Below are 22,459 nucleotides of genomic sequence, written 5' to 3'. Positions count from 1 at the left end.
GCTCAGGCCCTCCTGTCCCGGGTGGCCCGGTCCAGCGCGCGGTCCAGGACGACCAGCAGGGCGTCCCGCACCGAGAGCCGGTCCCGGGCGTCGAACTGCACCAGGGGTACATGCTCGCCGATGGCGAGCGCCCACCGGATCTCGTCGAGTTGCAGGGCCAGCCGGCCGTCGAAGGCGTTGACCCCGACCACGAACGGCAGCCCGGCCTGTTCGAAGAAGTCGACCGCCGGGAAGCAGTCGTCCAACCGGGCGCTGTCCACGACCACCAGCGCGCCGAGCGCGCCGCGGGCCAGGTCGTCCCACATGAAGCCGAACCTGGTCTGCCCGGGCGTGCCGAACAGGTACAGCTTCAGGCTGCGGTCGATCGTCACGCAACCGAAGTCCATCGCCACCGTGGTGGTGGTCTTGGTCGACCGGGTACCCGGGTCGTCCACGCCGATCCCGGCGGTGGTCATCTCCGCCTCGGTGGTCAGCGGCGCGATCTCGGAGATCGCCCCCACCGTGGTGGTCTTGCCCACCCCGAAACCACCCGCGACGAGGATCTTGACCGGCACCGGTGGAGCGGCCCGTCGCCCGCCCGGCGGCGGCGTCGTCCCGTCACCGCCGGCCGGCGGTCGGTACGGCGGCGGTGCGGCCGCCGGCTGGCCGGCGCGTCCGAGCAGGGGGCCGGTGGCCGGCGGCATGCCGTACCGGGCGGTGGCGCTGTTGCCGGCGGGACCCCCCAGCGGGGCGACCGGCCATTCAGGAGATCGCACGGAGTCCATCAATCACTCGCAGGATGAGGTCGGGGTCGTACGCTTCGTCGGAGTCGGTGACGTGTACGTCCAGGTGCCCGGCGGCCCGCAGGTCACCGACCAGGACCCGGGTCACACCGAAGTGCAGCCGGGTCCGGGCCGACAACTCCGCCACCGAGATCGGCTCGGCGCAGAGCGCGATGATCGCGTGGTGTTCCGGTGCCAACAGCGCATCCTGCGTGCCGGTCCACCAACCGCTCTCGGCGCGTACGGTCACCTGCGTCTCCAGGCCGATCGCCGGATCGGCGCCGGTGACCCGTCCGGAGGTGAGCACGAACGGCCGGGGGGCGGCCGGCCGGCCACCGGTGGGCTCGGGCTGCGTCGTCGCCGCCGGCGCGGCGTCCCCGGGCGGGGGCGTACGCAGGTAGGGGCGGATCCGTGCCCCGGGTTCCGGGTCCGGTTCCTCGCCAGCGACGTCGGGGGTCACTGCTGGACGGCGTTCTTCAGTTCGACGATCAGCCGCGGGGTGAGGGCGTTTCCGGCCCGCCCGGCGAAGAGGGTCATCTCGTACGCCACGGTGCCCAGGTTCGCCGACCGGTCGGCGACCACGCCGAGCACGGAACCGCTGCTGATCGCGCTGATCAACAGGTAGCCGTCGGCCATGTCGACGATCACCCGGTTCAGGCCGCCCAGCGCGTACCAGCTGGCCGCGCCGCCGGCGAGGCTGGTCATGCCGGAGACCACGGCGGCGAGTCGCTCCGCGTTGGACCGGTCCTTGATCGCCGACATGGCCATCAGCAGCCCGTCCGAGGAGACCGCGATCGCCTCGAGCACCCCGGCGGTGCTGGAGGTGAAGGAGTCCAGCAGCCAGTTGAAGGTGCGTGCCTCCGGGCTGAGATCACCGGCCGTGCCGGTGGGGTTCTGGTGGTCGACGTTGTCGTGCACAAAGGGGCTGGTCACCGTGATGATCCTTCTTCGTTCCGGTGGTCGGGGCTGACGTCGCGGAGAGCACGGGCGACGCCCTCCTCGAACTCGGTGATGAGCTGGCGCACCTCGGCCGGGTCGCCGAGGTGTGTGCTGGCCGGCGGACCGGGCGGGGTGACGGTCAGGTTCGCGCCGGGGACCCGTCGACTGAGCAGGGGCCGGTCGGGAGCGGTCGGACCGCCGCGTTCGGCCCGGCGTACGCCGGACTGGAAGGCCTCGACGAGCGCGCGGGCCGCCGCCGGGTCGGCGGTGGTGGCGTCCACCGGCTTCGTGGGGTTGGTGGTGGCGGTCAGGCTTGCCCCGGGGACCCGCTGTCGGATCCGGGGGTTGGCCGGCGCACCCGAGGGCTCGGGGCGCGGCGGCGTCGGCTCGGCGGGCTCCGCCTGGTCGGTGCTGGTGCCGAACGCGTCCCAGGACGGGCCGGACTCCAGGCTGCGGGTCGCCCGGCTGAGCAGGTCCGAGTCGAGATGGACGGCGGCGGTGGCCGCCACCGCGAGGGCCGGCGTGCCGCGCTCGGGGGGCGGCGTCGTACGCCGGTCGGGCACCGCGACCCGGGCCACGACGGCGCCGACCGGGTCCGCGCGTCGCAGCACCAGCGACACCGACGGGATGTCCACCTGGGCGCTCACCCCGCCGCCCGGCGTGGCGGTCAGGCTGACCTCCCAGCCGTGCCGGCGGGCCAACCGGCCCACCACGAACAGGCCGAGCACCTCGGTCGGCGCGAGGTCGAGGCGTTCGCGGCGGGTGAGCCGGGCGTTCTCCTCGGCCAGCCGCTGCTCGGACATGCCGATGCCGTGGTCCACGACGGTGATCCGGGCGCCCAGCCCGGACGTCTCACCGGTCACCAGCACCCGGGTGTGCGGCGGGGAGAAGACCGTGGCGTTCTCCATCAGCTCGGCAAGCGCCAGGACGAGGTCGCCGACCACCGCCGGCGCGGCCGACACCCCGGCCGGCACCCGCACCTCCACCCGGGTGTAGTCCTCAATCTCACCCAGCGCCAGCCGGACGACGTCGGCCAACGGCACCGGTGCGGTGTGCGCGTCCGCGCCGGCCGACCCGGAGAGCACCACGAGGCTTCCGGCGTTGCGCCGCAGCCGGCTGGAGATGTGGTCGAGCCGGTACAGGTGTTCCAGCCGACCTGGGTCGGCCTCCTGCTGCTCCAGCCGGTCGATCAGCGCGATCTGCCGGCCCACCAGGTTCTGGGTACGCCGCCCGACGTGGCCGAACATCTGCGCCACGTTGCGCCGGCCGACGACCTGCCGTTCGACGAGCTGGGCGGCGGTGCTCTGCACCCGGTCGAAGGCCCGGGCCAGGTCGCCGATCTCGTCGTTGGCCCGGATGTCCACCGGCTCCAACCGGACCTGCTGGGCGCTCTCGGTCTCGTCGTCGGTGACCCGTACCAGTTCCGCCTCGGCGACCCGGGCGACCCGGTCGGCGGAGCGGGTGAGCTGGGTCAACGGGCGGGCCACCGTACGCGCGACCGCCGCGCTGAGCAGCACCACCAACGCCAGGATCAGCGCCGCCGCCGCGCCGACCAGGTACGCGGCGGTCAGTGCCCGTCGCTGCTCGGCGGTGACCTCGGCGAGTACGTCGGCGACGAGCTTCTTCTCGACGAACTGGCCGAGCCGGATCATCGTGCGTACGGCGGGGAAGAGCGCGTCCATGGGTACGTCCCGGACCGCGCGGGCCGGGTCCCGGGCGCTGGTGACCAGGAAGTCGGGGCTGGTACGCGCGGCCACGGCGGCGTCGTTGAGCTGGGACACCTTGAGCTGTTCGGGGGTGATGAGGCTGCGGAAGCGCTGGTTGTCGACCTGGAGCGCGGCGATGCACGCCACGTAGCCGGCTGTGGTGTCCGGGGTGCCGACCGCCTTGACCAGCAGGCTGAGGGTGGCGCAGGCGGCCAGGCCCTCGTCGGCGCGCAGCAGGCCGTCCAGGGCGAGCACCTGACGGCCGGGCAACGTGTCGGTGTCCACGCCGACCATCAGCCGCAGCGACGCGATGATCCCCATGTTGACCGGGCCGTACGCGCTCACCACCTGGCCGGGGTTGGCGGCCCGGCCGAGCACGGCGGTGCGGATGTCGTCGAGGCTGGACACCGTGTTCAGGGCGCGGTCGACCTGGTCGGTCAGCGCCGCGCCACCGGCGGCCCGCAGGTCGGCCACCCGGTCGTCCACGTCGGCGGACTTGCGGATCACCTCGGCGCGTTCGACCCGGCCGAGCAGGAAGCCGACGGAGAGGATGCGTTCCTGCTGGAGGTCCTGGACGAGGCTGCCGACCCGGCTGGCGAGGCGTACCCGGTCGGTGATGTCGCCGGCGCGCTGCGCCGCGGTCACCCGTTCGAGCACCACGGGCACGGCGAGGCCGACCATGCTGAGCAGTGGGATCACCACGAGCAGCGCGAGCTTGCCGCGGATCCGGAGCCTAGCGAGCAGCATCGAACGGCCCCCACGGAGTGGCTTCCGGTTCGCGGGCGGCGCTGACCGGTTGCAGCGCCCGCTGGTCGCTGGGTCGTCCCACGCCGGTCGGTGGCTGCCAGCTGTCCGCCGCCGCTGGTTCGTCGGGGCCGGGGGCGCCGGCGGTGGGCGTGGCGGCGCGGCGGCGGGCCCGACGGTCTGCGGCGATCAGCAGCGCGGCCAGCCAGCCGGCCAGCAGCACGAAGACCACCACGGCGCCGACGATCAGCCAGCGGTCCCGGTCCAGGTCGTCGATCCGGTCGGCCAGCAGGGCGTCCAGCTCGGCGAGGATGACCGGCTGGAGCTGCCGGGCGGCGGTGTGCGCGTTGAGCCCGGCGGCACCGAGCCGACCCGCGTCCAGTGGCGCGGACTCGCCGGAGGGCAGGGAGTACGCGGCAAGCGCCTCCACCGAGCGCTGGTAGTTGTCGAGCGGGGTCAGCACGTTGGCGCCCAGGTCGGTGCTCTCCGAGCCGTCCACGGCGGACCTGAGGTTGTCGACGACGTCGGAGGCGGGGGCCAGGGCGGACACCCGTAGCGCGGTCAGTTCGAGCAGGCCGCGGGGCTGCTGGGCGGCCGGCCGGCGGGCCACGAGGGTGCCCAGGTCGGTGAGCCGGCCGGCGCCGACCACCGCCTCGGGCAGTTCCTGGCCGGCGCTGTCCTGAAGGAAGAACGAGTCCGCGACGGGGTCGCGCACCAGCCCGGAACTCTCCCGGACCTTGCGGTGCAGGGCCAGCAGCAGGTCGGTCGCCTCGCTGTACGCGGTGAAGGCGGCCTCCGGGTCGGCGGGACCGCGGACCCGCAGCGCCTCCAGTTTGGCCCGCAGCCCGGCCCAGCGTTCCTGGCTGCGGAGTTCGACGCCGATCCGGGCGTCCACCGCCGCGGCCTCGTCGACCGCCCGGGTGAGCGCGTCACGGGAGGCGGGGCGGCCACTGACCGCGCCGGACTGGGCGTCCACCAGCGCGTCGGTGACCGGGGCGAGGGCGCGCAGGTACTGCACGCCGAGTCGTTCCCGGGCGGCCAGGTCCCGGTCGTCGCCGGTGTGCTGCCAGGTCTGGGTGAGGAGCAGACCCACAGGTGCCAGCAGCGCCGCGACGAGAAGCAGCGGTAGCAGTCGGCCCAGTGTGGAGTGCCGTCGACGGGCCCGCGGTGCGGGGACTGCCATGGTGTGTCTCCTCCGGCGTCGGGCTGGGGGCGGCACGGTGGGTTTCGCCGATGGGTCCCGTGCACCGGACCGGAAAACTAATCGAACCTCGGTGGTCCGGACCGGTGTCGGCGAGTCGGCTTTGCGTCAGTAAGGGCGACGTGACGGTTCGTCCTGGTTGACAACACGCTGCGTTCTGTCGATGGGTGTGACATGAAGGGATCGAGGGGGATATCTGAGGAAGATCGGAATTCACAGGATCCGAACTCAACTCACTGGGCCGCGTCCGACGATGCGCGGTCGCACCGTTGCGGATCACCGATCGGAGCAACCGGACAGACGTACGGCGGATCTCAGCCAACGCTCAGGCTGCGCGCCGTACCGTGTGCCGCATGAGATCGCCGTCGCCGGCCGCGTGGATCCGGCGTGCCCTGCCCACCCGCCGCCGTGCGATCGCCGCGACAGTCGTCGTCGTGCTGCTCGCGGCCGCCGTGACCTGGGCGGTGTGGCCGCAGGGTTCGGGTGTACGCACCGAGAGCGCGATGCTCACCGTCCGGTCCGGGCCGGCCGGCGACCAGCCGGTGGACCTGGACACCACCTTCTACCTGCCGGACGACGCGTCGCCGGGGCGGAAGGTGCCGGCCGTGCTGTTGGCGCACGGGTTCGGTGGCACCAAGGAGTCGGTGCGCTCGGACGCGGAGGAGTTCGCCGGGCGCGGCTACGCGGTGCTGACCTGGACCGCGCGGGGCTTCGGCCGCAGCGGCGGCGAGATCCACCTGGACAACCCGGATTACGAGGTGCGCGACGCCGAGCGGCTGCTGGACTGGCTTGCCGCCCGGCCGGAGGTGCGCACCGATGCGGCCGGCGATCCGAAGGTCGGCGTGGTCGGTGGCTCGTACGGCGGCGGGCTCGCGTTGCTGCTGGCCGCCCAGGACCCGCGGGTCGACGCGATCGTCCCCATGATCACCTGGAACGACCTGTCCCGGGCGTTCCTGCCGGAGAGCACCGGTGGCGCGCCGACCGAGGGCGTGTTCAAGAAGGGCTGGGCCGGCCTCTTCTTCGGCGGGGGCGGCAACGTGGGCACCGGCCCGGCCGGACTGTCAGGTGTGACCGCCGCCCAGCCGGAGGGTGCGCCGGCGTCGGCCGGGCCGCCCAGCCCCGGCCCGGGTGCCGGCCCTGGCACCGGCCCCGGCGGCGCTCCCACGGGTGCCGCCGACCCGTCCTGCGGGCGGTTCGCCGCCGACGTGTGCGCCGCGTACCTGCGGATCGCCACCACCGGCCAGGCCGACCAGGCCGCCGTGGACCTGCTGCGCCGCTCCAGCCCGGCGGGCGTACTGAACAAGATCAAGGCTCCGACCCTGCTGGTGCAGGGCGAGGCGGACACCCTCTTCCCCCTCGGCGAGGCGGACACCAACGCGAAGGGCATCGCCGCCGCCGGCACCCCGGTACGGGTCGCCTGGTTCACCGGCGGGCACGACGGCGGCGCCGGCCCCCGCTCGGACTCGGACCGGGTGAAGTTCCTGACCGTCCAGTGGCTCGACCACTACGTCAAGGGCGAGGGCGACGCGCCCGGCGACGACTTCACCTGGTCGCGGATCGCCGGCTTCGACGCGCTCGACCGGGGGCTTGTCGCCACCGGCTTCCGGCGCGCCGACTATCCGGGTCTGGCCGGCACCAGCCGCCGGGAGGTGGCGGTCGCCGGTCCCGCGCAGTCGATCGCGAACCCACCGAACGGCAACCCGGCCGCCATCTCGTCCATCCCGTTCGCGGGCGGGCTCACCTCGCTGCTCGGCGGGGTGGCCGGGGACGTGCCCGGTCAGCACGCCCGCTTCGAGTCGACGCCGCTGACCGAGGCGGTGGACGTCGCCGGTGCGCCCACCGTTAGCCTGCGGGCCGCGTCGCCGACCGGCGAGGCGGTGCTCTTCGTCAAGCTCTACGACGTCGACAAGGACGGCGCTGCCACTCTGCCGAACGGCCTGGTCGCCCCGATCCGGCTCACCGGCCTGCCGCAGCGGGTGCAGGACGCCCGCCCGGTCACCGTGACGCTGCCCGGGATCGTCCGCCGGGTGGAGGCCGGGCACCGGCTGCGGCTGGTGGTGGCCACCTCGGACCAGGCGTACACCACGCCGGCCGCGCCCACCGTCTACACGGTGGCGGCGGACGGCGCGGTCAGTCTGCCCACGGTCGCCGGCGAGCCCATTCCCACCACGGCGACGGTCTGGCGCTGGGTGCTCGCCGGCCTGCTCGCCGCCATCGCGATCGGGCTCGTCGTGGTCGTCGCCGTGGTCCGCCGCCGGCACCGCCGCCAGGACCGCTCGGTGCATCCGGAGTACGCGGACACGCCGCTGGCCGTGCGCGCACTGCGCAAGGAGTACGCGGACGGCTTCGTCGCGGTGTCGAACGTGGACTTCGAGGTGCACCCCGGTCAGGTGGTGGGTCTGCTCGGGCCGAACGGCGCCGGCAAGACCACCACCCTGCGGGTGCTGATGGGGCTGACCCAGCCGACCGCCGGCGAGATCTACGTCTTCGGTCGGCGGCTGGTGCCCGGCTCGCCGGTGCTGTCCCGGATCGGTGCGCTGGTGGAGGGGCCGGGTTTCCTGCCGCACCTGTCGGGTCTGGACAACCTGAAGGCGTACTGGCGGGCCACCGGGCGGCCGTGGGAGGACGCGCACTTCGACGCGGCGCTGGAGATCGCCGGGCTGGGCGACTCGGTGCACCGGAAAATCAAGAACTACAGCCACGGCATGCGCCAACGCCTCGCCATCGCCCAGGCCATGCTCGGCCTTCCCGAGCTGCTGGTACTCGACGAGCCGACCGACGGGCTCGACCCGCCGCAGATCGCCGAGATGCGCCGGGTGCTCCAGCGCTACGCCACGGACGGCCGGGCGGTGCTGGTCTCCAGCCACCTGCTGGCCGAGGTGGAGCAGACCTGTACGCACGCGGTGGTGGTCAACAAGGGCCGGATCGTGGCGTCCGGGCCGGTGGAGGAGATCGTGGGCGAGTCGCCGAGCGTGCTGTTCGACGTCTCCGACCCGGTCGCCGCGCGGGCGGTGCTGGACCGGCTGCACGGCGTCCGGGTCCTGCCGGAGAGCGACGGCCAGCTGGTGGTCGACACCAACGGCACGGCCCGCAGCGAGGTGGTGGCCGAGCTGGTGCGCGCCGGCATCGGGGTGGACCGGGTGGTGCCCCGGCGGCGCCTGGAGGACGCGTTCCTCGCCCTGGTGGGCGAGAACTCTCGGGGAAGCGGTGACCGGTGATGGTTGTTACTGACGCGGGTGAGGCCCGTGGCTACCGGCCGTCGGCCACCATGCCGTTCAGCGCGGAGTTCCGCCGGCAGGCGTCCCGGCGGCGGACCCAGCTGGCGCTCGGTTTCATGGTGCTGCTGCCGCTGATCATCCTGATCGCGTTCCAGTTCAACTCCGGCGGCGACGACGACAACGGCAACAACGAGTTCTCCAGCCTGGTCGACCTGGCCACCTCCGGCGGCCTCAACTTCACCCTCTTCTCGATCTTCGTGTCGGCGTCGTTCCTGCTGGTGGTGGTCGTCGCGCTGTTCTGCGGCGACACGGTGGCGAGCGAGGCGAGCTGGGGGAGCCTGCGTTACCTGCTGGCCGTCCCGGTGCCCCGGGCCCGGCTGTTGACGGTGAAGCTGGTTGTCGCGCTCGCGTACTCGGGTCTGGCCCTGCTGCTGCTGGCCGGTACGGCACTTGTCGCCGGCACGCTGCGCTACGGCTGGTCGCCGCTGCGCAGCACTGTCGCCGCCGAACTGGAGCCGACCGAGGGGCTGCTCCGGTTGCTGGCGGTGCTGGGCTACCTGGCTGTCGTACTCCTGGTGGTGGCCGGGCTGGCCTTCCTGCTGTCGGTGACGACGGACGCCGCGCTCGGCGCGGTCGGCGGTGCCGTGCTCCTGTGGATCCTGTCGAGCATCCTCGACCAGATCACCGCCCTGGGCGCGCTGCGGGACTTCCTGCCCACCCACTTCAGCACCGCCTGGCTGGGGCTGCTCTCCACCCCGGTGCAGACCGACGACGTGGTACGCGGCTGCATCTCCGCGATCAGCTACGCCACGCTGTTCTGGGGGTTGGCGTTCTGGCGGTTCACCCGCAAGGACATCACGTCGTAGCCTTCCGCCAGGCGCTCACGCCGATCCGCCCGGTGTTGCCCACGTCGATCGGGCCGTCCGGGTCGACGTCCTGGGCCGGCTGGCCGGCGGCGGGCGCCACTGTCAGGTACGCCCCGTCGGTCGCCACCACCGTCGGATCGGTGACCAGGTTCCGCCACAGCACCACGGCGGTGGCCCGCTCACCGGCTTTCAACGTGACCTGCTGCGGTGGCTGGTCGAAGCCCGACGTGATCTCCTTCGCGCCGTTGAAGACCCGCAGAATGATCGGTTTGCGCTGCTCGTTCAGGACCCACACCACCGGGTACCCGTTGAGCTGGTAGAGGCGGTCACCGCAGTTGACCAGTTCCAGGCCGAGGGCGCGCAACCCCATCGCCGCATCCCCTCCGGTGGACCGGATCCGAACGCCGGACTCCGGGCATTCGGCCACCGGCTCGACGCTGGCCGACGGGGTGGGGCTCGGCGGTGTCGGCGGAGGGCCCGTGGGGTCCCCGCCCGCGTCCCGATGTTCGTCGACGGTGCAGGCGGCGAGCAGGAGAGCCGCCGCGACCGCTGCGCTGGCCCGTCGCAGTGCTCGCGTGATCATTTGCCGATCCTCGCCTACGGAGGCGTTCCACCGCTGCCCGGCCCCTCGCAGCTCGCCCGGGTGCCGACCTGCCGTCCGCTGCTCGGGACCTGTAGAGCTGCCCCAGATCCGGGGCGGCGCTGCCCCCGGCCGGCTGGCGGGACAACCTGGTGCGCCGGTGGAGCTGAATCGTTTGCGACATCGCTCGTGATCTGCGGCCGCAGCATCTCTTCGCGGCTCGACCAACTGCCCCACCTCCGGGGCAGCTCGACAGGCTGTACGGGCCGCGTGACAGGCTGTACCGTCATCCCGGGAGCGCTCCCACGGTGGCGGCCCGGGTGGCGCACCGCTGAGGCCGCTCGTCGCCCAGGGTCTGACCCTGACATGTTTCGACCGGGGATTTTCCCACCAGCAAAGAAGTTGTGACCGCTGCCGGTTCCATGCCCCATCATAGGTAGGCATCGATGTCCATCTATGGAGGTCTCCATGAACGTCTCTCGGCTCGGCGGGCCGATCCTGTCCCTGTTCCGCATCGTGATCGGACTGCTGTTCACACTGCACGGCCTGTCCTCGGTCTTCGGGTTGTTCGGCGGCAACCCGATGACCGGCAAGGCGGTACCGCTCGGCACCTGGCCGGGCTGGTGGGCCGCCCTCATCCAGCTCGTCTGCGGCGCGCTGGTGCTGGTCGGGCTCTTCACCCGACCCTCAGCGCTCCTCGCCTCCGGCTCGATGGCGTACGCCTACTTCGTCGTGCACCAGCCCGACGGCCTGCTCCCGCTGCGCAACGGCGGTGAGCAGGCAGCGCTCTTCTGCTGGTCGTTCCTGCTGGTCGCCGCACTCGGTTCGGGCCCGTGGGCGCTCGACGCGCTGCTCTTCCGCAGCCGCGGCGAGGCGTCCTCGCCGTCGGTGGCCGAGCCCAGCCCGGTGTCCGTCTGACCGCACCCCTGTCCGCGCGGCGTCGGAGCCTCGACGAGGCGGCTCCGGCGCCGCGCCCGGGCGGGAGCGACGCCCTCGTGGGGTCGTCGACGGCTCAGCCCCAGAGCCGAGGGTGCGACGTCAGGCCGGCGGGCGTGGGGTGAGGACCGCGTCCAGCAGGCCCGGGTAGAGCCTGTCCAGCTCGTCGCGGCGGAGCCGCACGTAGCGGCTGGTGCCGGCGGCCCGGGTGCGGGTCAGGCCCGCCTCGCGCAGCACCCTCAGGTGGTGGCTGCGGGTCGCCTTGGAGACGCCGAAGTCGAGGGTGCCGCAGGCGGCCTCGCCGCTCTCCGCGAGCGCCCGGACCATCTGCAACCGCACGTCGTCCGCGAGTGCGGCCAGCACGGCGGTGACCGGTACGGCTGTCAGGTCGGGTTCGTGCGGCTCCATGTGACCAGTGTAACCGTTGTTCGACAATTGTCGAACAAGCTCCTAGGGTCGGTTTCGTTGGTTCGACGATACTCGAACATTGGAGCTGACGATGCGATCCCGTGCCACCGCGTACCCGCTTCTCGCCGTGGTCGGCTGGGGAGTGATGTTCCCCGTCCTGGCCAGCGCGCTGACCCGGGTCGACCCCCTCAACCTCACCACCGCCCGCTACCTGCTGGCCGCCCTCGTCCTGGTCGGCGTGCTGCTGCTCCGCGAGGGTGCCGGCGCGCTGCGCCACGGCGGCCGAGCGGTCGAGGTGGTGGTGCTCGGCGTCGTCGGGTTCGCCGGGTTCAACCTGCTCACCAGCCTGGCCCTCGAACACGCCGCCCCGCAGCAGATCGCCCTGTTCGTGGCGACCACCCCGGTGATCACGCAACTGGTCCGCTGGGTCCGCGACGGCGTACGCCCCAAGCCCCTCCTGCTGGCACTCTCCCTGGTGGCGCTCCTCGGCGTCGGCCTGGTGATCACCCGCGGCAGCCTGGCCGGGCTCGGCCAGTTCGGCCTCGGCGGCCTGATGATGATCGGCGCGGTGCTCGGCTGGGGCATCTACACCCACGGGGCCAGCAGGTTCGGTGAGTGGTCGCCGCTGCGCTTCACGACGCTCACCGCGATCTCCGGCACCGCCGCCATGCTCGCCGCGAGCATCGGCGCCGACGCCGTCGGCTGGCAGCACGCGCCGGCCGCCGCCGACCTGGTGGCGGTCGCCCCGCAGTTGGCGTACGCCGTCGTCGTGGGCGCCGTGATCGCCGTCCTGGCCTGGAACACCGGTGTGCAGCGGCTCGGCGCCGCCAACGCCGCGCTGTTCATGAACCTGGTACCGGTGACCACGTTCGCCGTGCAGATCGCACGTGGCTACCGGCCCGATCCGGTCGAGCTGGTCGGTGCGGCGATCACCATCGCCGCGCTGATCGCCGCGAACCTCTCCACCAGGGCGCGGACCCGCCCGTCGACCCTGCCGCAACCGACCGCCGTCACCGACCCGATCGCGGTGGTCGACTCCATGGCGGTGAGCGCCCGCTGACCCACTCCCTGGGACGCCTGGTGGAGGCCACCGGCAACGTTGCCTAGACTCGACGGCACAACTGCATACCTCATCCAGAGGGGCTGAGGGATACGGCCCGACGACGCCCCGGCAACCACCCCGCGCGCTCACCGCTGAGCGACATGCGGGGCAGGTGCCAATTCCGTCCCCGCCGCACCGTGCGATGCGGGGAAAGATGAGAGGACCCTCGACATGACGTCGACGCTCGCCGCCCCCGGTATCGACACCTCCGCCAGCCCCGCCCGCGCCCTGGTCTGCCGCGCCTGTTCGGCCCGCTACCCGCTCGCCGCCCAGCACGCCTGCTACGAGTGTTTCGGCCCGCTGGAGGTCGACTACGACACCGCCGCCCTCGCCACGGTCACCCGGGAGCAGATCGAAGCCGGTCCGAACAACATCTGGCGTTACGCGGCACTGCTGCCCGCCGGCCAGGACCCGGCCACCCGGGTCACCCTCGACCCGGGGCTGACCCCGCTGGTGGCGGCCCCGCACCTCGCCGCCGACCTGGGCATCACCGCGCCGCTCTGGGTCAAGGACGACAGCGCCAACCCCACCCACTCGTTCAAGGACCGGGTCGTCTCGGTGGCGTTGACCGCCGCGAAGGCGCTCGGCTTCACCCGGTTCGCCTGCGCGTCGACCGGAAACCTGGCCAACTCGGTGGCCGCGCACGCCGCCCGCGCCGGGGTGCCGTCGGTGGTCTTCATCCCCAGTGACCTGGAGCAGGGCAAGGTCATCACCACCGCCGTCTACGGCGGCGAGCTGGTCGCCATCGACGGCTCGTACGACGACGTCAACCGGCTCTGCGGCGAGCTGGTGGAGACCGACGAGTTCGAGGACACCGCGTTCGTCAACGTCAACGTCCGTCCGTACTACGCGGAGGGTTCCAAGACCCTCGGCTACGAGGTGGCCGAGCAGCTCGGCTGGCGGATCCCCGCCCAGGTGGTCATCCCGATGGCCAGCGGCGAACTGCTCACCAAGATCGACAAGGCGTTCTCCGAGCTGGTCGAGATCGGCCTGGTCGAGGCGCCGGCCGGCGGCTGGAAGGTCTTCGGTGCGCAGTCGGCCGGCTGCAACCCGATCGCCACCGCCCTGCACGCCGACACCGACACGATCACCCCGGTCAAGCCCACAGGCATCGCCAAGTCGCTGAACATCGGGGACCCGGCGGCGGGCCTCTACGCCCTGGAGGCGGTCCGCCGCACCGGCGGCTGGATGGAGTACGTCGACGACGACGAGATCCGCGCCGGCATCCGCGACCTGGCCCGCACCACGGGTGTCTTCGCCGAGACCGCGGGCGGGGTCACCGTGGCGGTCCTCCGCAAGCTGGTCGAGTCCGGTCGGCTCGACCCGACGGCGGAGACCGTGGTGTTCAACACCGGCGAGGGCCTCAAGACCATCGACGCGGTGGCCGGCCAGGTCGGGCCGACCCACCACATCAAGCCCTCGCTGCGCGCCGCCCGGGACGCCGGCCTCCTCGGCTGACCGGTCCCGCCTGGGCGATCCGCCGGGTAACTGGGATTTCGCTGTGAGTGTGGAAAACCCACCGCTACGGACTTGACGACAGGAACCGGACGGCGCAAGATGCTCCGTGCGGGAGGGCATTTCGCCGAAGACTTTTGAAGTTCTTGCGACCCAACGCCGGAGGCGTTGTGCGAGTGTCCCTCCCGACCACGTCCGATCGGGCCAGCGATTAATTCGCTGGCCCGATCGCTTTTGCGAGGTGCACGCTCAGCGGCATGAGCATCACGATCGCGTCGTTCGACGGCGCCGACCGGGCAGCGGTCGACGAGGCGTACCGGATCGGCGCGGCGGCAGGCGCCGCCGACCTGCCGGACCTCCCGCCGTTCTGCCGGCGCCGCTTCGATGCGCTGTTCCACACCCCGATGCCCGGCACCGAGTCGCTCTGGGCGCTGGCCCGACTCGACGGCGTACCGGCCGGCTACCTCGAGCTGGGCCTGCCCTCCCTCGACAACACCGAGAACGCCACCGCCGATCTGGTTGTGCATCCGGAGCTGCGGCGCCGGGGCGTCGGCCGGGCCCTGCACGAGTACGGGGTACGCCTGCTCCGCGAGCACGGACGCAAGAGGGTGGTGGCGATGGCCGTCTCCGCGCTGCCCGACGGGCCGGCCCGAAGCATCGCGGGCGACGCGTTCGCGGCCGCGAACGGAGCCAAGCCCGCACTTGCCGAGGTGCGTCGGCGTCTCGCGGTCGCCGACATCGACCGGCTGGCGCTGCGGGCGGCGCTCGCCGAGGCCACCCCGCGCGCCGAGGGCTACCGGTCGGTCTGCTGGCAGGGCTCCACCCCGCAGGAGTACGTCGCGGACATCGCCTACCTCGACGGCCGGCTGCTGATGGACGCGCCGATGGGCGACGTGCAGTGGGAGCCGGAGCACGTGGACGCCGAACGCATCCGGGGCAACGAACGGGCGCTTGACGCCCGTGGCCGGCGGCGCTACCACCTCGGGATGCGGCACGAGGAGTCCGGGCGGCTGGTCGCCTGGACCCTGCTCGACGTCGGTGCCACCGCCGACTGGCACGCCTACCAGCAGATCACCATCGTCGACCCGGCCCACCGGGGGCACCGGCTCGGTCTCGTCGCCAAGGCGGAGAACCTGCACCACCTACTCACCCACGAGCCGGCGGTACGCGTCATCGACACCTTCAACGCGGCCAGCAACAGTTACATGGTGGCGATCAACGAGCAGCTCGGCTTCCGCCCGGTGGACGCCTGGACCGACTGGCAGCTCACCCTCTGACGAGGATCGGCGCTACTGCTCACGGACCTGACTCAGGCATGATGGCGGGCATGACGGAGACCCCGCATCCCCTGTACGACAGGCACGCCGACACCCTCAACCGTGCGCTGACCGCGATCACGGAGCGGGGCTACTGGTCCGCGTATCCCGAATCCCCCAGCCCCCGGGTGTACGGCGAGACCGCCGCCGCCGACGGTAAGGCCGCCTTCGAGGCGTACCTCGGTGGCGACTTCCCCCTCGACCAGCCGGGCGCCGGCGCACGGGTCGCCACCGAGGCGAGCCCGTTCGGGGTGGAGCTGGCGGTGCGCTACCCGCACGCCGGCACCGACGAGCTGATCCGCGCCGCCTCCGCCGCGCTGCCGGCCTGGCGTGACGCCGGCCCGCAGGCCCGGGTGGGTGTCTGCCTGGAGATCCTCGACCGGCTGCACAAGCACATCTTCGAGCTGGCCAACGCGGTGCAGTTCACCAGTGGGCAGGCGTTCGTGATGGCCTTCCAGGCCGGCGGCGCGCACGCACTGGACCGGGCGTTGGAGGCGCTGGCGTACGCGTACGCCGAGATGACCCGGCACCCGGGGACGGCCGGCTGGGAGAAGGCCGCCGGCAAGGGTGACCCGCTGCGGATGACCAAGACGTTCCACGTGGTGCCGCGTGGGGTGGCGCTGGTGATCGGCTGCAACACCTTCCCGACCTGGAACTCGTACCCGGGGCTGTTCGCCTCGCTGGTCACCGGCAACCCGGTGATCGTCAAGCCGCACCCGCGCGCGGTGCTGCCCCTGGCCGTCACCGTGAAGTACGCCCGGGAGGTGCTCGCCGAGGCCGGCTTCGACCCGAACCTGATCCTGCTTGCGGCCGAGGCGCCAGGTGAGAAGCTCGCAAGCGACCTGGCCCTGCACCGCTCCGTCAAGATCGTCGACTTCACGGGCTCCACCGAGTACGGCGACTGGCTGGAGACGCACGCCCGGCAGGCGTCGGTCTACACCGAGAAGGCCGGTCTGAACACGGTGGTGATCGACTCCACCGACGACTTCGCCGGCATGTGCCGCAACCTCGGCTTCACGCTGACCCTCTACAGCGGGCAGATGTGCACCACCTCGCAGAACATCCTCATCCCGGCCGGTGGCATCGAGACCGACCAGGGGCACAAGAGCTTCGACGAGGTGGCCGGGGGGATCGCCGCGGCGGTCGGCAAGCTCACCGCCGACCCGGCCCGGGGTGTGGAGTTGACCGGCGCCATCGTCAACGACGGGGTGCTGGAGCGGCTGGCCGAGGTGACCAAGGTCGGCGAGCCGGTCCTCGAGTCGCGGACCGTCGCGCACCCGTCGTACGCCGACGCGGTGGTGCGTACCCCGACGATCGTGAAGCTGGCGGCGGACGACGCGGAGACGTACGGCCGGGAGTGGTTCGGGCCGATCTCCTTCGCCATCGCCACCGACTCCACCGCGCACAGCCTGGAGTTGCTGCGCCGGACGGTCGGCGAGAAGGGCGCGCTCACCGCCGGGGTCTACTCCACGGACGAGGCGGTGCTGGACGCCACCGAGGCGGTCGCGGTCGAGGTCGGGGTGCACCTGTCCTGCAACCTCACCGGCGGGGTGTTCGTGAACCAGTCGGCGGCGTTCTCCGACTTCCACGGCAGCGGCGCGAACGCGGCGGCCAACTCGGCGTTGACCGATGGCGCCTACGTGGCCAACCGCTTCCGGATCGTCCAGTCTCGGCGGCACGTGTAGGTGCGGTTGGGGTTTCCGGGGCAGCCCGACCCGCTCCGGGCGGTCAGGCTTGATCCCCGCGCGGGTCGGGCTGCCCCGGAAACCCTTCGTGGGCACGGTGGCGCGCCGGCTCTTGTGGGCATCACCAGGGTTCTGCCGTGGGACGGGGTCCTAGGCGGGGCGGCGCATCTGGAGCTCGGTCAGGGCTGGGACCGTGGGGTGGGGGACCCGTACACCGGTGTCCTCGAAGCCCAGCCGCTGGTAGGCGCGGTAGGCGCGGTCGTTGCCGACCACCACCTCCAGCAGCAGTTCCGGCCGGCCGCACGCCCTCGACCAGGCGGCCACCTCGTCGACCAGTTCGCCGAGCAGGCCGCTGCCCCGCCACGCTGGCGTGACGTAGACCGCGTAGATGACTGTCAGTCCCGCCTCGCGGGGTGCCACCGTGCCACCGGCGTGTCCGACGAACCGGCCACCCGGATCGGCCACGAACTGCGCCGTCTCCGTGCCACGCGAGGTGTACGCCACCCGGGCCGCGTACTCGGCGTGGGAGCGGGCGGCCGCGTCGGCGATCGTCTCCAGGAAGGCCAGCGGCGCGTCGGCGAGCATCTCCAGGCGCAGCGCCCGCATCCGGGCGGCGTCCTCCGGCCGGACCCGGCGGATCTGCGCCTGCCGCAGGGCCGGTGAGCCCGTGTCGGTGGTCATGCCGCATGCCTATCACAGGGCTGGAAACGGTTTTTGGTCGCAATCACGGACGTGGATCCTCTGATCGGCAACCCGGGCTCGCCGCCCGCACCGACACCCCCTGGAATATGCCCGATTTGTGGTCGTGCGCGGCCGTCACTCCTCGTGTAGCGTGCGATTTCGGTCACCCGTTTCAGCGGCCGTCATCGATCGCCGGACGGTGGTCCGCGCGCTCGGCCATGCCGCGCGCCGGGGCAGGAACGCCGCGCAGAGTGAGGAAGTGCACCGTGGCACAGGGCACCGTGAAGTGGTTCAACGCCGAGAAGGGCTACGGCTTCATCGCCGTCGACGGCGGTCAGGACGTGTTCGTCCACTTCTCCGCGATCGAGATGGACGGCTACAAGGCGTTGGACGACGGCCAGCGGGTGGAGTTCGAGGTCGCCCAGGGTCAGAAGGGCCCCCAGGCCGAGCACGTACGCGTCATCTGATTTTCCGCGCGTCGGGGGCTGCGCTACGAGCACGCAGCCGGGAAGATCGTGAACCGTTCCAGCCGATGCTGAGGAGGGTTCATGACCGACCAGCCGCCCCCGCCCACCCCGCCTCCCGGGCCGGGGGAGCCGGGCCCGTCCGACCCGGGCGCAACCGGCGGCCCGGCCGGTCCGCCGCCGGGCTGGGATCCCGCCCAGGGCGGCTGGGGTACGCCCGCGGCGCCCGCGCAGTGGGTGTTCCCGCCCACCGGCGGCTACCCGCCGGGCGCCGACCCCTACCCGGGCCAGTCGTGGTATCCGGGGCCCCCGGTCGGCTGGTACCCGCCGGGTCACGGCTACGACCCGAACGACCCCCTGGTCACACCGCCAGGCGCCGGTCTCGGTGGCTGGTCCGCCAGGTGTGGGGCGGCGCTGCGCAGGGGTTGGCGGCTGCTGGTGCCAATCATGCTGCTCACCCAGGTGGCGCCGGCAGCCGTGCTCTCGGTGATCTCCCTCGGTGTGGACCCGTCGGCCCGCTGGGAGGTGCAGTCTGAATCCCCGTCCAGCCTGCCGGACACGTTCGTCACCGACCTGGTGGCTCTGCTCTCCGTCCTGGTCGGCGGCAGCCTGCTGATCGGGCTGGTGCAGGCCGTCGGCTGGGCCGCCGGCAGTTGGGTGATCACCCGCCAGGCGGCGGGGGAGGCCGTCGAGCTGGGACCGGCGCTGCGGTACGGCGTACGGCGGGCGCTCGGGCTGTGGGGCTGGTCGCTGCTGATCAGTCTGCTGATCGGGGTAGGCGTCTGCTTCTGCGTGCTGCCGGGCATCTACCTGACCCTGGCGTTGAGCATGGCCGGCCCGGTCTACCTGTTCGAGCGGCAGAACCCGATCGGGCGGTCGTTCCGGATGTTCCACGACCGGCTCGGTCTGCTGCTCGGTCGGGTGGCGCTTGTCGTCGCGGTGGTGATCGTCGCCACTGTGATCCCGTCGGTGCTGGAGTCGATCCTCTCCGTCCCGCTGGGTACGGACCCGCTCTCGTCGCCGGACACGGCGATCGGCATCGTCGCGGTGATCGCCCTCTCGGCCGTGCTGGCACTGCCGGCGCACCTCGCCCAGTTGATCGGTCTGCTGGTCACGTACGCCGAGCAGCGGTCGCATGAGGCGCCGGTGAACAGCACCGGACTGGCTGCGGAACTCGGCTGAGCCGCACCATCGTGCTTGCACTCGGCAGGGGAGAGTGCTAAACAAGTCATTGGCACTCGCATACCGTGAGTGCCAATGGTCGGGACGGTGGGGCCAGGTTGCACCGGCGTGGAGACGCCGGGGCGGCACATGGCCGGTCGTCGCGGGCTATCCGGCCCGGCCGAAGGACGTCGTCGTCGCCAGGTGGCGACGTCCCAAGGTGCGTACACCAGGCGGCCCATCCGGGGCACACATCTCGGGTGGCCCGTGAGTGTCCAGGAGGACAACGCCGTATGGCCAAGATGATCGCGTTCGACGAAGAGGCGCGCCGCGGCCTCGAGCGGGGCATGAACCAGCTCGCCGACGCCGTAAAGGTGACCCTCGGCCCCAAGGGCCGCAACGTCGTGCTCGAGAAGAAGTGGGGTGCCCCCACCATCACCAACGATGGTGTGAGCATCGCCAAGGAGATCGAGCTCGAGGACCCGTACGAGAAGATCGGCGCCGAGCTGGTCAAGGAGGTCGCCAAGAAGACCGACGACGTCGCCGGTGACGGCACGACGACGGCGACCGTCCTGGCCCAGGCCCTGGTTCGCGAGGGCCTGCGCAACGTGGCTGCCGGCGCCAACCCGATGGCCCTGAAGCGGGGCATCGAGGCCGCGGTCGCGAGCGTCTCGGAGGAGCTGTCCAAGCTCGCCAAGGACGTCGAGACCAAGGAGCAGATCGCCTCCACCGCCTCCATCTCCGCTGGCGACAGCACCGTCGGCGAGATCATCGCCGAGGCGATGGACAAGGTCGGCAAGGAAGGCGTCATCACCGTCGAGGAGAGCAACACCTTCGGGCTCGAGCTGGAGCTCACCGAGGGTATGCGCTTCGACAAGGGCTACATCTCGGCCTACTTCATGACCGACCCGGAGCGCATGGAGGCCGTCTTCGACGACCCCTACCTCCTGATCGTCAACAGCAAGATCTCGTCGGTCAAGGACCTGCTCCCGATCCTGGAGAAGGTCATGCAGTCGGGCAAGTCCCTGCTGATCATCGCCGAGGACATCGAGGGCGAGGCCCTGGCCACCCTGGTCGTCAACAAGGTCCGGGGCACCTTCAAGTCGGTCGCCGTCAAGGCGCCTGGCTTCGGTGACCGCCGCAAGGCCATGCTCGCCGACATCGCCATCCTCACCGGTGGTCAGGTCATCAGCGAGGAGGTCGGCCTCAAGCTTGACGCCGTCGGCCTCGACATGCTGGGCCGCGCCCGCAAGGTCGTGGTGACCAAGGACGAGACCACCATCGTCGACGGTGCCGGCGACGCCGACCAGATCCAGGGTCGGGTCAACCAGATCCGGGCCGAGATCGACAAGAGCGACTCCGACTACGACCGCGAGAAGCTGCAGGAGCGGCTGGCCAAGCTGGCCGGCGGCGTTGCGGTCATCAAGGTCGGCGCGGCCACCGAGGTCGAGCTCAAGGAGCGCAAGCACCGCATCGAGGACGCCGTTCGCAACGCGAAGGCCGCCGTCGAGGAGGGCATCGTCCCGGGTGGTGGCGTCGCGCTGGTGCAGGCCGGCAAGACCGCCTTCGACAAGCTGGACCTGGTCGGCGACGAGGCCACCGGTGCCAACATCGTCAAGGTCGCGCTCGACGCCCCGCTGCGGCAGATCGCCGTCAACGCCGGCCTCGAGGGCGGCGTCGTGGTGGAGAAGGTCCGTAACCTCGAAGCGGGTCACGGCCTCAACGCCGCCAACGGCGAGTACGTCGACCTGCTGGCCGCGGGCATCATCGACCCGGCCAAGGTGACCCGGTCGGCGCTGCAGAACGCCGCTTCCATCGCGGCGCTCTTCCTCACCACCGAGGCCGTCGTCGCGGACAAGCCGGAGAAGACCCCGGCTGCCCCGGCTGGCCCGGGTGGCGGGGACATGGACTTCTGAGTCCAGTTCCGACACACCGAACGGGGCGGACCGCTGACGCAGTCCGCCCCGTTCGTCGTCAGGTGGGCAGTGGGCGCTGGTTACGCCTCTTCTGCGCCCGGTCGTACGGCGGAAGCAGTTGGATCGGGGCGTCCACCATCTCCTGCGGCTCCTCGACCACCGGCTCGCCGTCGGTGGTCATCTCGGCCAGTTGCTCGGCGTCGCCGTAGTCGAGCCGGTCGAACGGCAGTTGGCCGGGCAGGTCGCTGACCGGTTTCCAGGTGATCGGCGGGCCGTCCTCGGTCTGGTCGTCATCCGTGGTCATGGCTGCCTCCTCTACCGAAACGGTAGGGGGCGGTCGATGGGCGATGCGGGCGAATGAATCAATGCCCCATTTGCCCACTTATGCCGCTGGTAGGGTCCGCCGGTACAGAAAGAAGACCCGCTCGATCCGCGCGCCCGCGCTGCCCGAGTAGAACGGCACCGGCCCCACCCAGCCGATCTGCGCCCGATCCAGCCCCGCCGCCCGCTGGTCGCGCAGACAGCGACGCAGCAGCACCCCGCCGATCCCGGAGCCCTCCGCCGCCGGAGCGGTGCCCATCGGCCCGAACCAGCTCGGCCGCGACGACCCGTACGCGGCGAACCCGAGCAGCTCCCCGTCCCGCTCCGCCAGGTGACAGCCGGCGCCCGTACGGCCCACCGAACCGGCCACCTCCCCGTCCCACGTCCCGCCGAAGGTGGCCCGGGCGAAAGCGGTCAACGCCGGCAGGTCCGCCGGCTCCGCCCGCCGTACCGTGATGCCCCGCTCGGCCAGCCGCCGCTCGGCCGCCTCGGTGGACCGCAACGCCAACGAAGCGTCGTACGACAGGTCGGCCGTCATGTTCCAGGCCGTCCGGTCCTGCCGGTAGCCCAGCGCCAGGGCGGCGCAGACCGCGGGCGTGTACCGCACGTCGATGCCCGGCCACGCGTAGTACGGCGGGTTCCCGGCGAGCAGTACCTCGGACACCCCGCGCTCGGCGAGCACCGCCTCGGCCCGCGCGAGCAGCGCCCGCCCCACTCCCCGGCGCCGCTCGTCCGGCAGTACCGCGACCAGGTCCACGTGCCCGACTCCCGGGTCGGTCGGCGACACCGAGCAGAGCAGCACCCCGACCAGATCGGCTCCCCGCCGGGCACCCAGCCCGACCACCTGTCGGTCGGCGGCGGCGCGGGGCCAGAGCACGTCGACGATGGCGGCCGCCTCGGCGGCGTCCTCAGCCAGGTCGAGTGCGCGCTCGCAGAGCCCCACCACGGCGGGGACCAGGTCGGGAGTCAGCTCGGTGATGGTGATCTCGGCGTCCATGG

General features: G+C 72.1%; 20 protein-coding genes and 1 riboswitch. Of the genes, 10 read left to right on the top strand and 10 right to left on the bottom strand.

Annotation, left to right across the window (positions count from 1 at the left end; genetic code table 11):
* Positions 1-2 precede the first annotated feature (2 nt).
* Genes ABZS77_RS10160 through ABZS77_RS10140 form a run of 5 tightly spaced genes read right to left on the bottom strand, consistent with a single transcriptional unit; the run spans position 3 to position 5,333 of the window.
* Complete coding sequence (locus tag ABZS77_RS10160) at positions 3-764, bottom strand: ATP/GTP-binding protein (RefSeq protein ID WP_354820192.1); 762 nt, start codon at positions 762-764, stop codon at positions 3-5.
* Positions 742-1,221 carry a DUF742 domain-containing protein gene (locus tag ABZS77_RS10155; RefSeq protein WP_354820190.1) on the bottom strand — a complete coding sequence of 160 codons (480 nt, stop codon included), beginning with the start codon at positions 1,219-1,221 and terminating at the stop codon, positions 742-744. The genes ABZS77_RS10160 and ABZS77_RS10155 overlap by 23 nt, the downstream gene beginning before the upstream one ends.
* Positions 1,218-1,694, bottom strand: coding sequence for a roadblock/LC7 domain-containing protein (locus tag ABZS77_RS10150; RefSeq protein WP_208761057.1), 477 nt, complete (start codon positions 1,692-1,694; stop codon positions 1,218-1,220). Before ABZS77_RS10150 ends, ABZS77_RS10155 begins: the two co-directional genes overlap by 4 nt.
* Positions 1,691-4,153 (bottom strand): sensor histidine kinase, encoded by a 2,463-nt coding sequence (locus ABZS77_RS10145; RefSeq protein ID WP_354820187.1) that lies wholly within the window; start codon positions 4,151-4,153, stop codon positions 1,691-1,693. Before ABZS77_RS10145 ends, ABZS77_RS10150 begins: the two co-directional genes overlap by 4 nt.
* Entirely contained in the window at positions 4,140-5,333 is a 1,194-nt protein-coding gene (locus ABZS77_RS10140) for a hypothetical protein (RefSeq protein WP_354820184.1), read from the bottom strand. Before ABZS77_RS10140 ends, ABZS77_RS10145 begins: the two co-directional genes overlap by 14 nt.
* A gap of 371 nt (positions 5,334-5,704) precedes the next feature.
* On the opposite strand from ABZS77_RS10140, the gene ABZS77_RS10135 reads away from it, so the two are divergent.
* Together ABZS77_RS10135 and ABZS77_RS10130 are read left to right on the top strand one after the other, a co-directional pair.
* Positions 5,705-8,569: an alpha/beta fold hydrolase gene (locus tag ABZS77_RS10135; RefSeq protein ID WP_354820181.1), complete on the top strand. Its 2,865-nt coding sequence runs from the start codon at positions 5,705-5,707 to the stop codon at positions 8,567-8,569.
* Positions 8,569-9,435 (top strand): ABC transporter permease subunit, encoded by an 867-nt coding sequence (locus ABZS77_RS10130; protein WP_354820178.1) that lies wholly within the window; start codon positions 8,569-8,571, stop codon positions 9,433-9,435. The genes ABZS77_RS10135 and ABZS77_RS10130 overlap by 1 nt, the downstream gene beginning before the upstream one ends.
* Here the strand turns inward: ABZS77_RS10130 and ABZS77_RS10125 are convergent.
* Complete coding sequence (locus ABZS77_RS10125; protein ID WP_354820175.1) at positions 9,425-10,018, bottom strand: DUF4232 domain-containing protein; 594 nt, start codon at positions 10,016-10,018, stop codon at positions 9,425-9,427. The genes ABZS77_RS10130 and ABZS77_RS10125 overlap by 11 nt on opposite strands.
* Positions 10,019-10,483: 465 nt before the next feature.
* Here ABZS77_RS10125 and ABZS77_RS10120 point away from each other — a divergent pair, with 465 nt between their 5' ends.
* Complete coding sequence (locus ABZS77_RS10120; protein WP_354820172.1) at positions 10,484-10,933, top strand: DoxX family protein; 450 nt, start codon at positions 10,484-10,486, stop codon at positions 10,931-10,933.
* Positions 10,934-11,053: 120 nt separating this feature from the next.
* Here the strand turns inward: ABZS77_RS10120 and ABZS77_RS10115 are convergent, their stop codons facing one another.
* Positions 11,054-11,359, bottom strand: coding sequence for a metalloregulator ArsR/SmtB family transcription factor (locus tag ABZS77_RS10115; protein WP_354820169.1), 306 nt, complete (start codon positions 11,357-11,359; stop codon positions 11,054-11,056).
* Between the two features lie 91 nt (positions 11,360-11,450).
* On the opposite strand from ABZS77_RS10115, the gene ABZS77_RS10110 reads away from it, so the two are divergent.
* The 4 genes from ABZS77_RS10110 to paaN all read left to right on the top strand — a co-directional run bounded on the left by ABZS77_RS10110 (position 11,451) and on the right by paaN (position 16,917).
* The gene (locus tag ABZS77_RS10110; protein ID WP_354820166.1) at positions 11,451-12,419 is read left to right on the top strand and encodes a DMT family transporter; all 969 of its coding nucleotides are present in this window, start codon (positions 11,451-11,453) and stop codon (positions 12,417-12,419) included.
* A gap of 67 nt (positions 12,420-12,486) precedes the next feature.
* A riboswitch (SAM riboswitch) is annotated at positions 12,487-12,622 on the top strand.
* A gap of 10 nt (positions 12,623-12,632) precedes the next feature.
* Positions 12,633-13,919, top strand: coding sequence for a threonine synthase (thrC, locus tag ABZS77_RS10105; protein WP_354820163.1), 1,287 nt, complete (start codon positions 12,633-12,635; stop codon positions 13,917-13,919).
* 254 nt (positions 13,920-14,173) lie between these two features.
* Positions 14,174-15,193, top strand: a complete 1,020-nt coding sequence (locus tag ABZS77_RS10100) for a GNAT family N-acetyltransferase (protein WP_354820160.1) — start codon at positions 14,174-14,176, stop codon at positions 15,191-15,193.
* 50 nt (positions 15,194-15,243) lie between these two features.
* Positions 15,244-16,917 (top strand): phenylacetic acid degradation protein PaaN, encoded by a 1,674-nt coding sequence (gene paaN / locus ABZS77_RS10095; RefSeq protein ID WP_354820157.1) that lies wholly within the window; start codon positions 15,244-15,246, stop codon positions 16,915-16,917.
* 150 nt (positions 16,918-17,067) lie between these two features.
* Here paaN and ABZS77_RS10090 read toward each other — a convergent pair whose 3' ends face one another.
* Positions 17,068-17,598, bottom strand: a complete 531-nt coding sequence (locus tag ABZS77_RS10090) for a GNAT family N-acetyltransferase (RefSeq protein ID WP_354820154.1) — start codon at positions 17,596-17,598, stop codon at positions 17,068-17,070.
* A gap of 266 nt (positions 17,599-17,864) precedes the next feature.
* Between ABZS77_RS10090 and ABZS77_RS10085 the strand changes: the two genes are divergently transcribed.
* The 3 genes from ABZS77_RS10085 to groL all read left to right on the top strand — a co-directional run bounded on the left by ABZS77_RS10085 (position 17,865) and on the right by groL (position 21,139).
* The gene (locus tag ABZS77_RS10085) at positions 17,865-18,065 is read left to right on the top strand and encodes a cold-shock protein (protein ID WP_354820151.1); all 201 of its coding nucleotides are present in this window, start codon (positions 17,865-17,867) and stop codon (positions 18,063-18,065) included.
* Positions 18,066-18,146: 81 nt separating this feature from the next.
* Complete coding sequence (locus ABZS77_RS10080; RefSeq protein WP_354820148.1) at positions 18,147-19,244, top strand: hypothetical protein; 1,098 nt, start codon at positions 18,147-18,149, stop codon at positions 19,242-19,244.
* Between the two features lie 272 nt (positions 19,245-19,516).
* Complete coding sequence (gene groL / locus ABZS77_RS10075) at positions 19,517-21,139, top strand: chaperonin GroEL (protein WP_354820145.1); 1,623 nt, start codon at positions 19,517-19,519, stop codon at positions 21,137-21,139.
* A 58-nt stretch (positions 21,140-21,197) separates the two neighbouring features.
* On the opposite strand, the gene ABZS77_RS10070 is transcribed toward groL, so the two are convergent.
* Entirely contained in the window at positions 21,198-21,443 is a 246-nt protein-coding gene (locus ABZS77_RS10070) for a hypothetical protein (protein WP_354820142.1), read from the bottom strand.
* A 78-nt stretch (positions 21,444-21,521) separates the two neighbouring features.
* Positions 21,522-22,457: a GNAT family N-acetyltransferase gene (locus ABZS77_RS10065; RefSeq protein WP_354820139.1), complete on the bottom strand. Its 936-nt coding sequence runs from the start codon at positions 22,455-22,457 to the stop codon at positions 21,522-21,524.
* Positions 22,458-22,459 lie beyond the last annotated feature (2 nt).

This window comes from Micromonospora sp. NPDC005298 (assembly GCF_040607375.1).
Taxonomy (GTDB): Bacteria; Actinomycetota; Actinomycetes; order Mycobacteriales; family Micromonosporaceae; genus Micromonospora.
The sequence above is the reverse complement of the archived record's forward strand: the minus strand, read 5'-3'. Positions and strand labels throughout refer to the sequence as shown.

Coding starts and splice junctions, on each gene's coding strand:
- ABZS77_RS10065 (WP_354820139.1), bottom strand. CDS start 22,457: ATGGACGCCGAGATCACCATCACCGAGCTGACTCCCGACCTGGTCCCC.
- ABZS77_RS10160 (WP_354820192.1), bottom strand. CDS start 764: ATGGACTCCGTGCGATCTCCTGAATGGCCGGTCGCCCCGCTGGGGGGT.
- ABZS77_RS10125 (WP_354820175.1), bottom strand. CDS start 10,018: ATGATCACGCGAGCACTGCGACGGGCCAGCGCAGCGGTCGCGGCGGCT.
- ABZS77_RS10080 (WP_354820148.1), top strand. CDS start 18,147: ATGACCGACCAGCCGCCCCCGCCCACCCCGCCTCCCGGGCCGGGGGAG.
- ABZS77_RS10145 (WP_354820187.1), bottom strand. CDS start 4,153: ATGCTGCTCGCTAGGCTCCGGATCCGCGGCAAGCTCGCGCTGCTCGTG.
- ABZS77_RS10120 (WP_354820172.1), top strand. CDS start 10,484: ATGAACGTCTCTCGGCTCGGCGGGCCGATCCTGTCCCTGTTCCGCATC.
- ABZS77_RS10090 (WP_354820154.1), bottom strand. CDS start 17,598: ATGACCACCGACACGGGCTCACCGGCCCTGCGGCAGGCGCAGATCCGC.
- ABZS77_RS10070 (WP_354820142.1), bottom strand. CDS start 21,443: ATGACCACGGATGACGACCAGACCGAGGACGGCCCGCCGATCACCTGG.
- ABZS77_RS10115 (WP_354820169.1), bottom strand. CDS start 11,359: ATGGAGCCGCACGAACCCGACCTGACAGCCGTACCGGTCACCGCCGTG.
- ABZS77_RS10100 (WP_354820160.1), top strand. CDS start 14,174: ATGAGCATCACGATCGCGTCGTTCGACGGCGCCGACCGGGCAGCGGTC.
- ABZS77_RS10130 (WP_354820178.1), top strand. CDS start 8,569: ATGGTTGTTACTGACGCGGGTGAGGCCCGTGGCTACCGGCCGTCGGCC.
- groL (WP_354820145.1), top strand. CDS start 19,517: ATGGCCAAGATGATCGCGTTCGACGAAGAGGCGCGCCGCGGCCTCGAG.
- ABZS77_RS10140 (WP_354820184.1), bottom strand. CDS start 5,333: ATGGCAGTCCCCGCACCGCGGGCCCGTCGACGGCACTCCACACTGGGC.
- paaN (WP_354820157.1), top strand. CDS start 15,244: ATGACGGAGACCCCGCATCCCCTGTACGACAGGCACGCCGACACCCTC.
- ABZS77_RS10135 (WP_354820181.1), top strand. CDS start 5,705: ATGAGATCGCCGTCGCCGGCCGCGTGGATCCGGCGTGCCCTGCCCACC.
- thrC (WP_354820163.1), top strand. CDS start 12,633: ATGACGTCGACGCTCGCCGCCCCCGGTATCGACACCTCCGCCAGCCCC.
- ABZS77_RS10110 (WP_354820166.1), top strand. CDS start 11,451: ATGCGATCCCGTGCCACCGCGTACCCGCTTCTCGCCGTGGTCGGCTGG.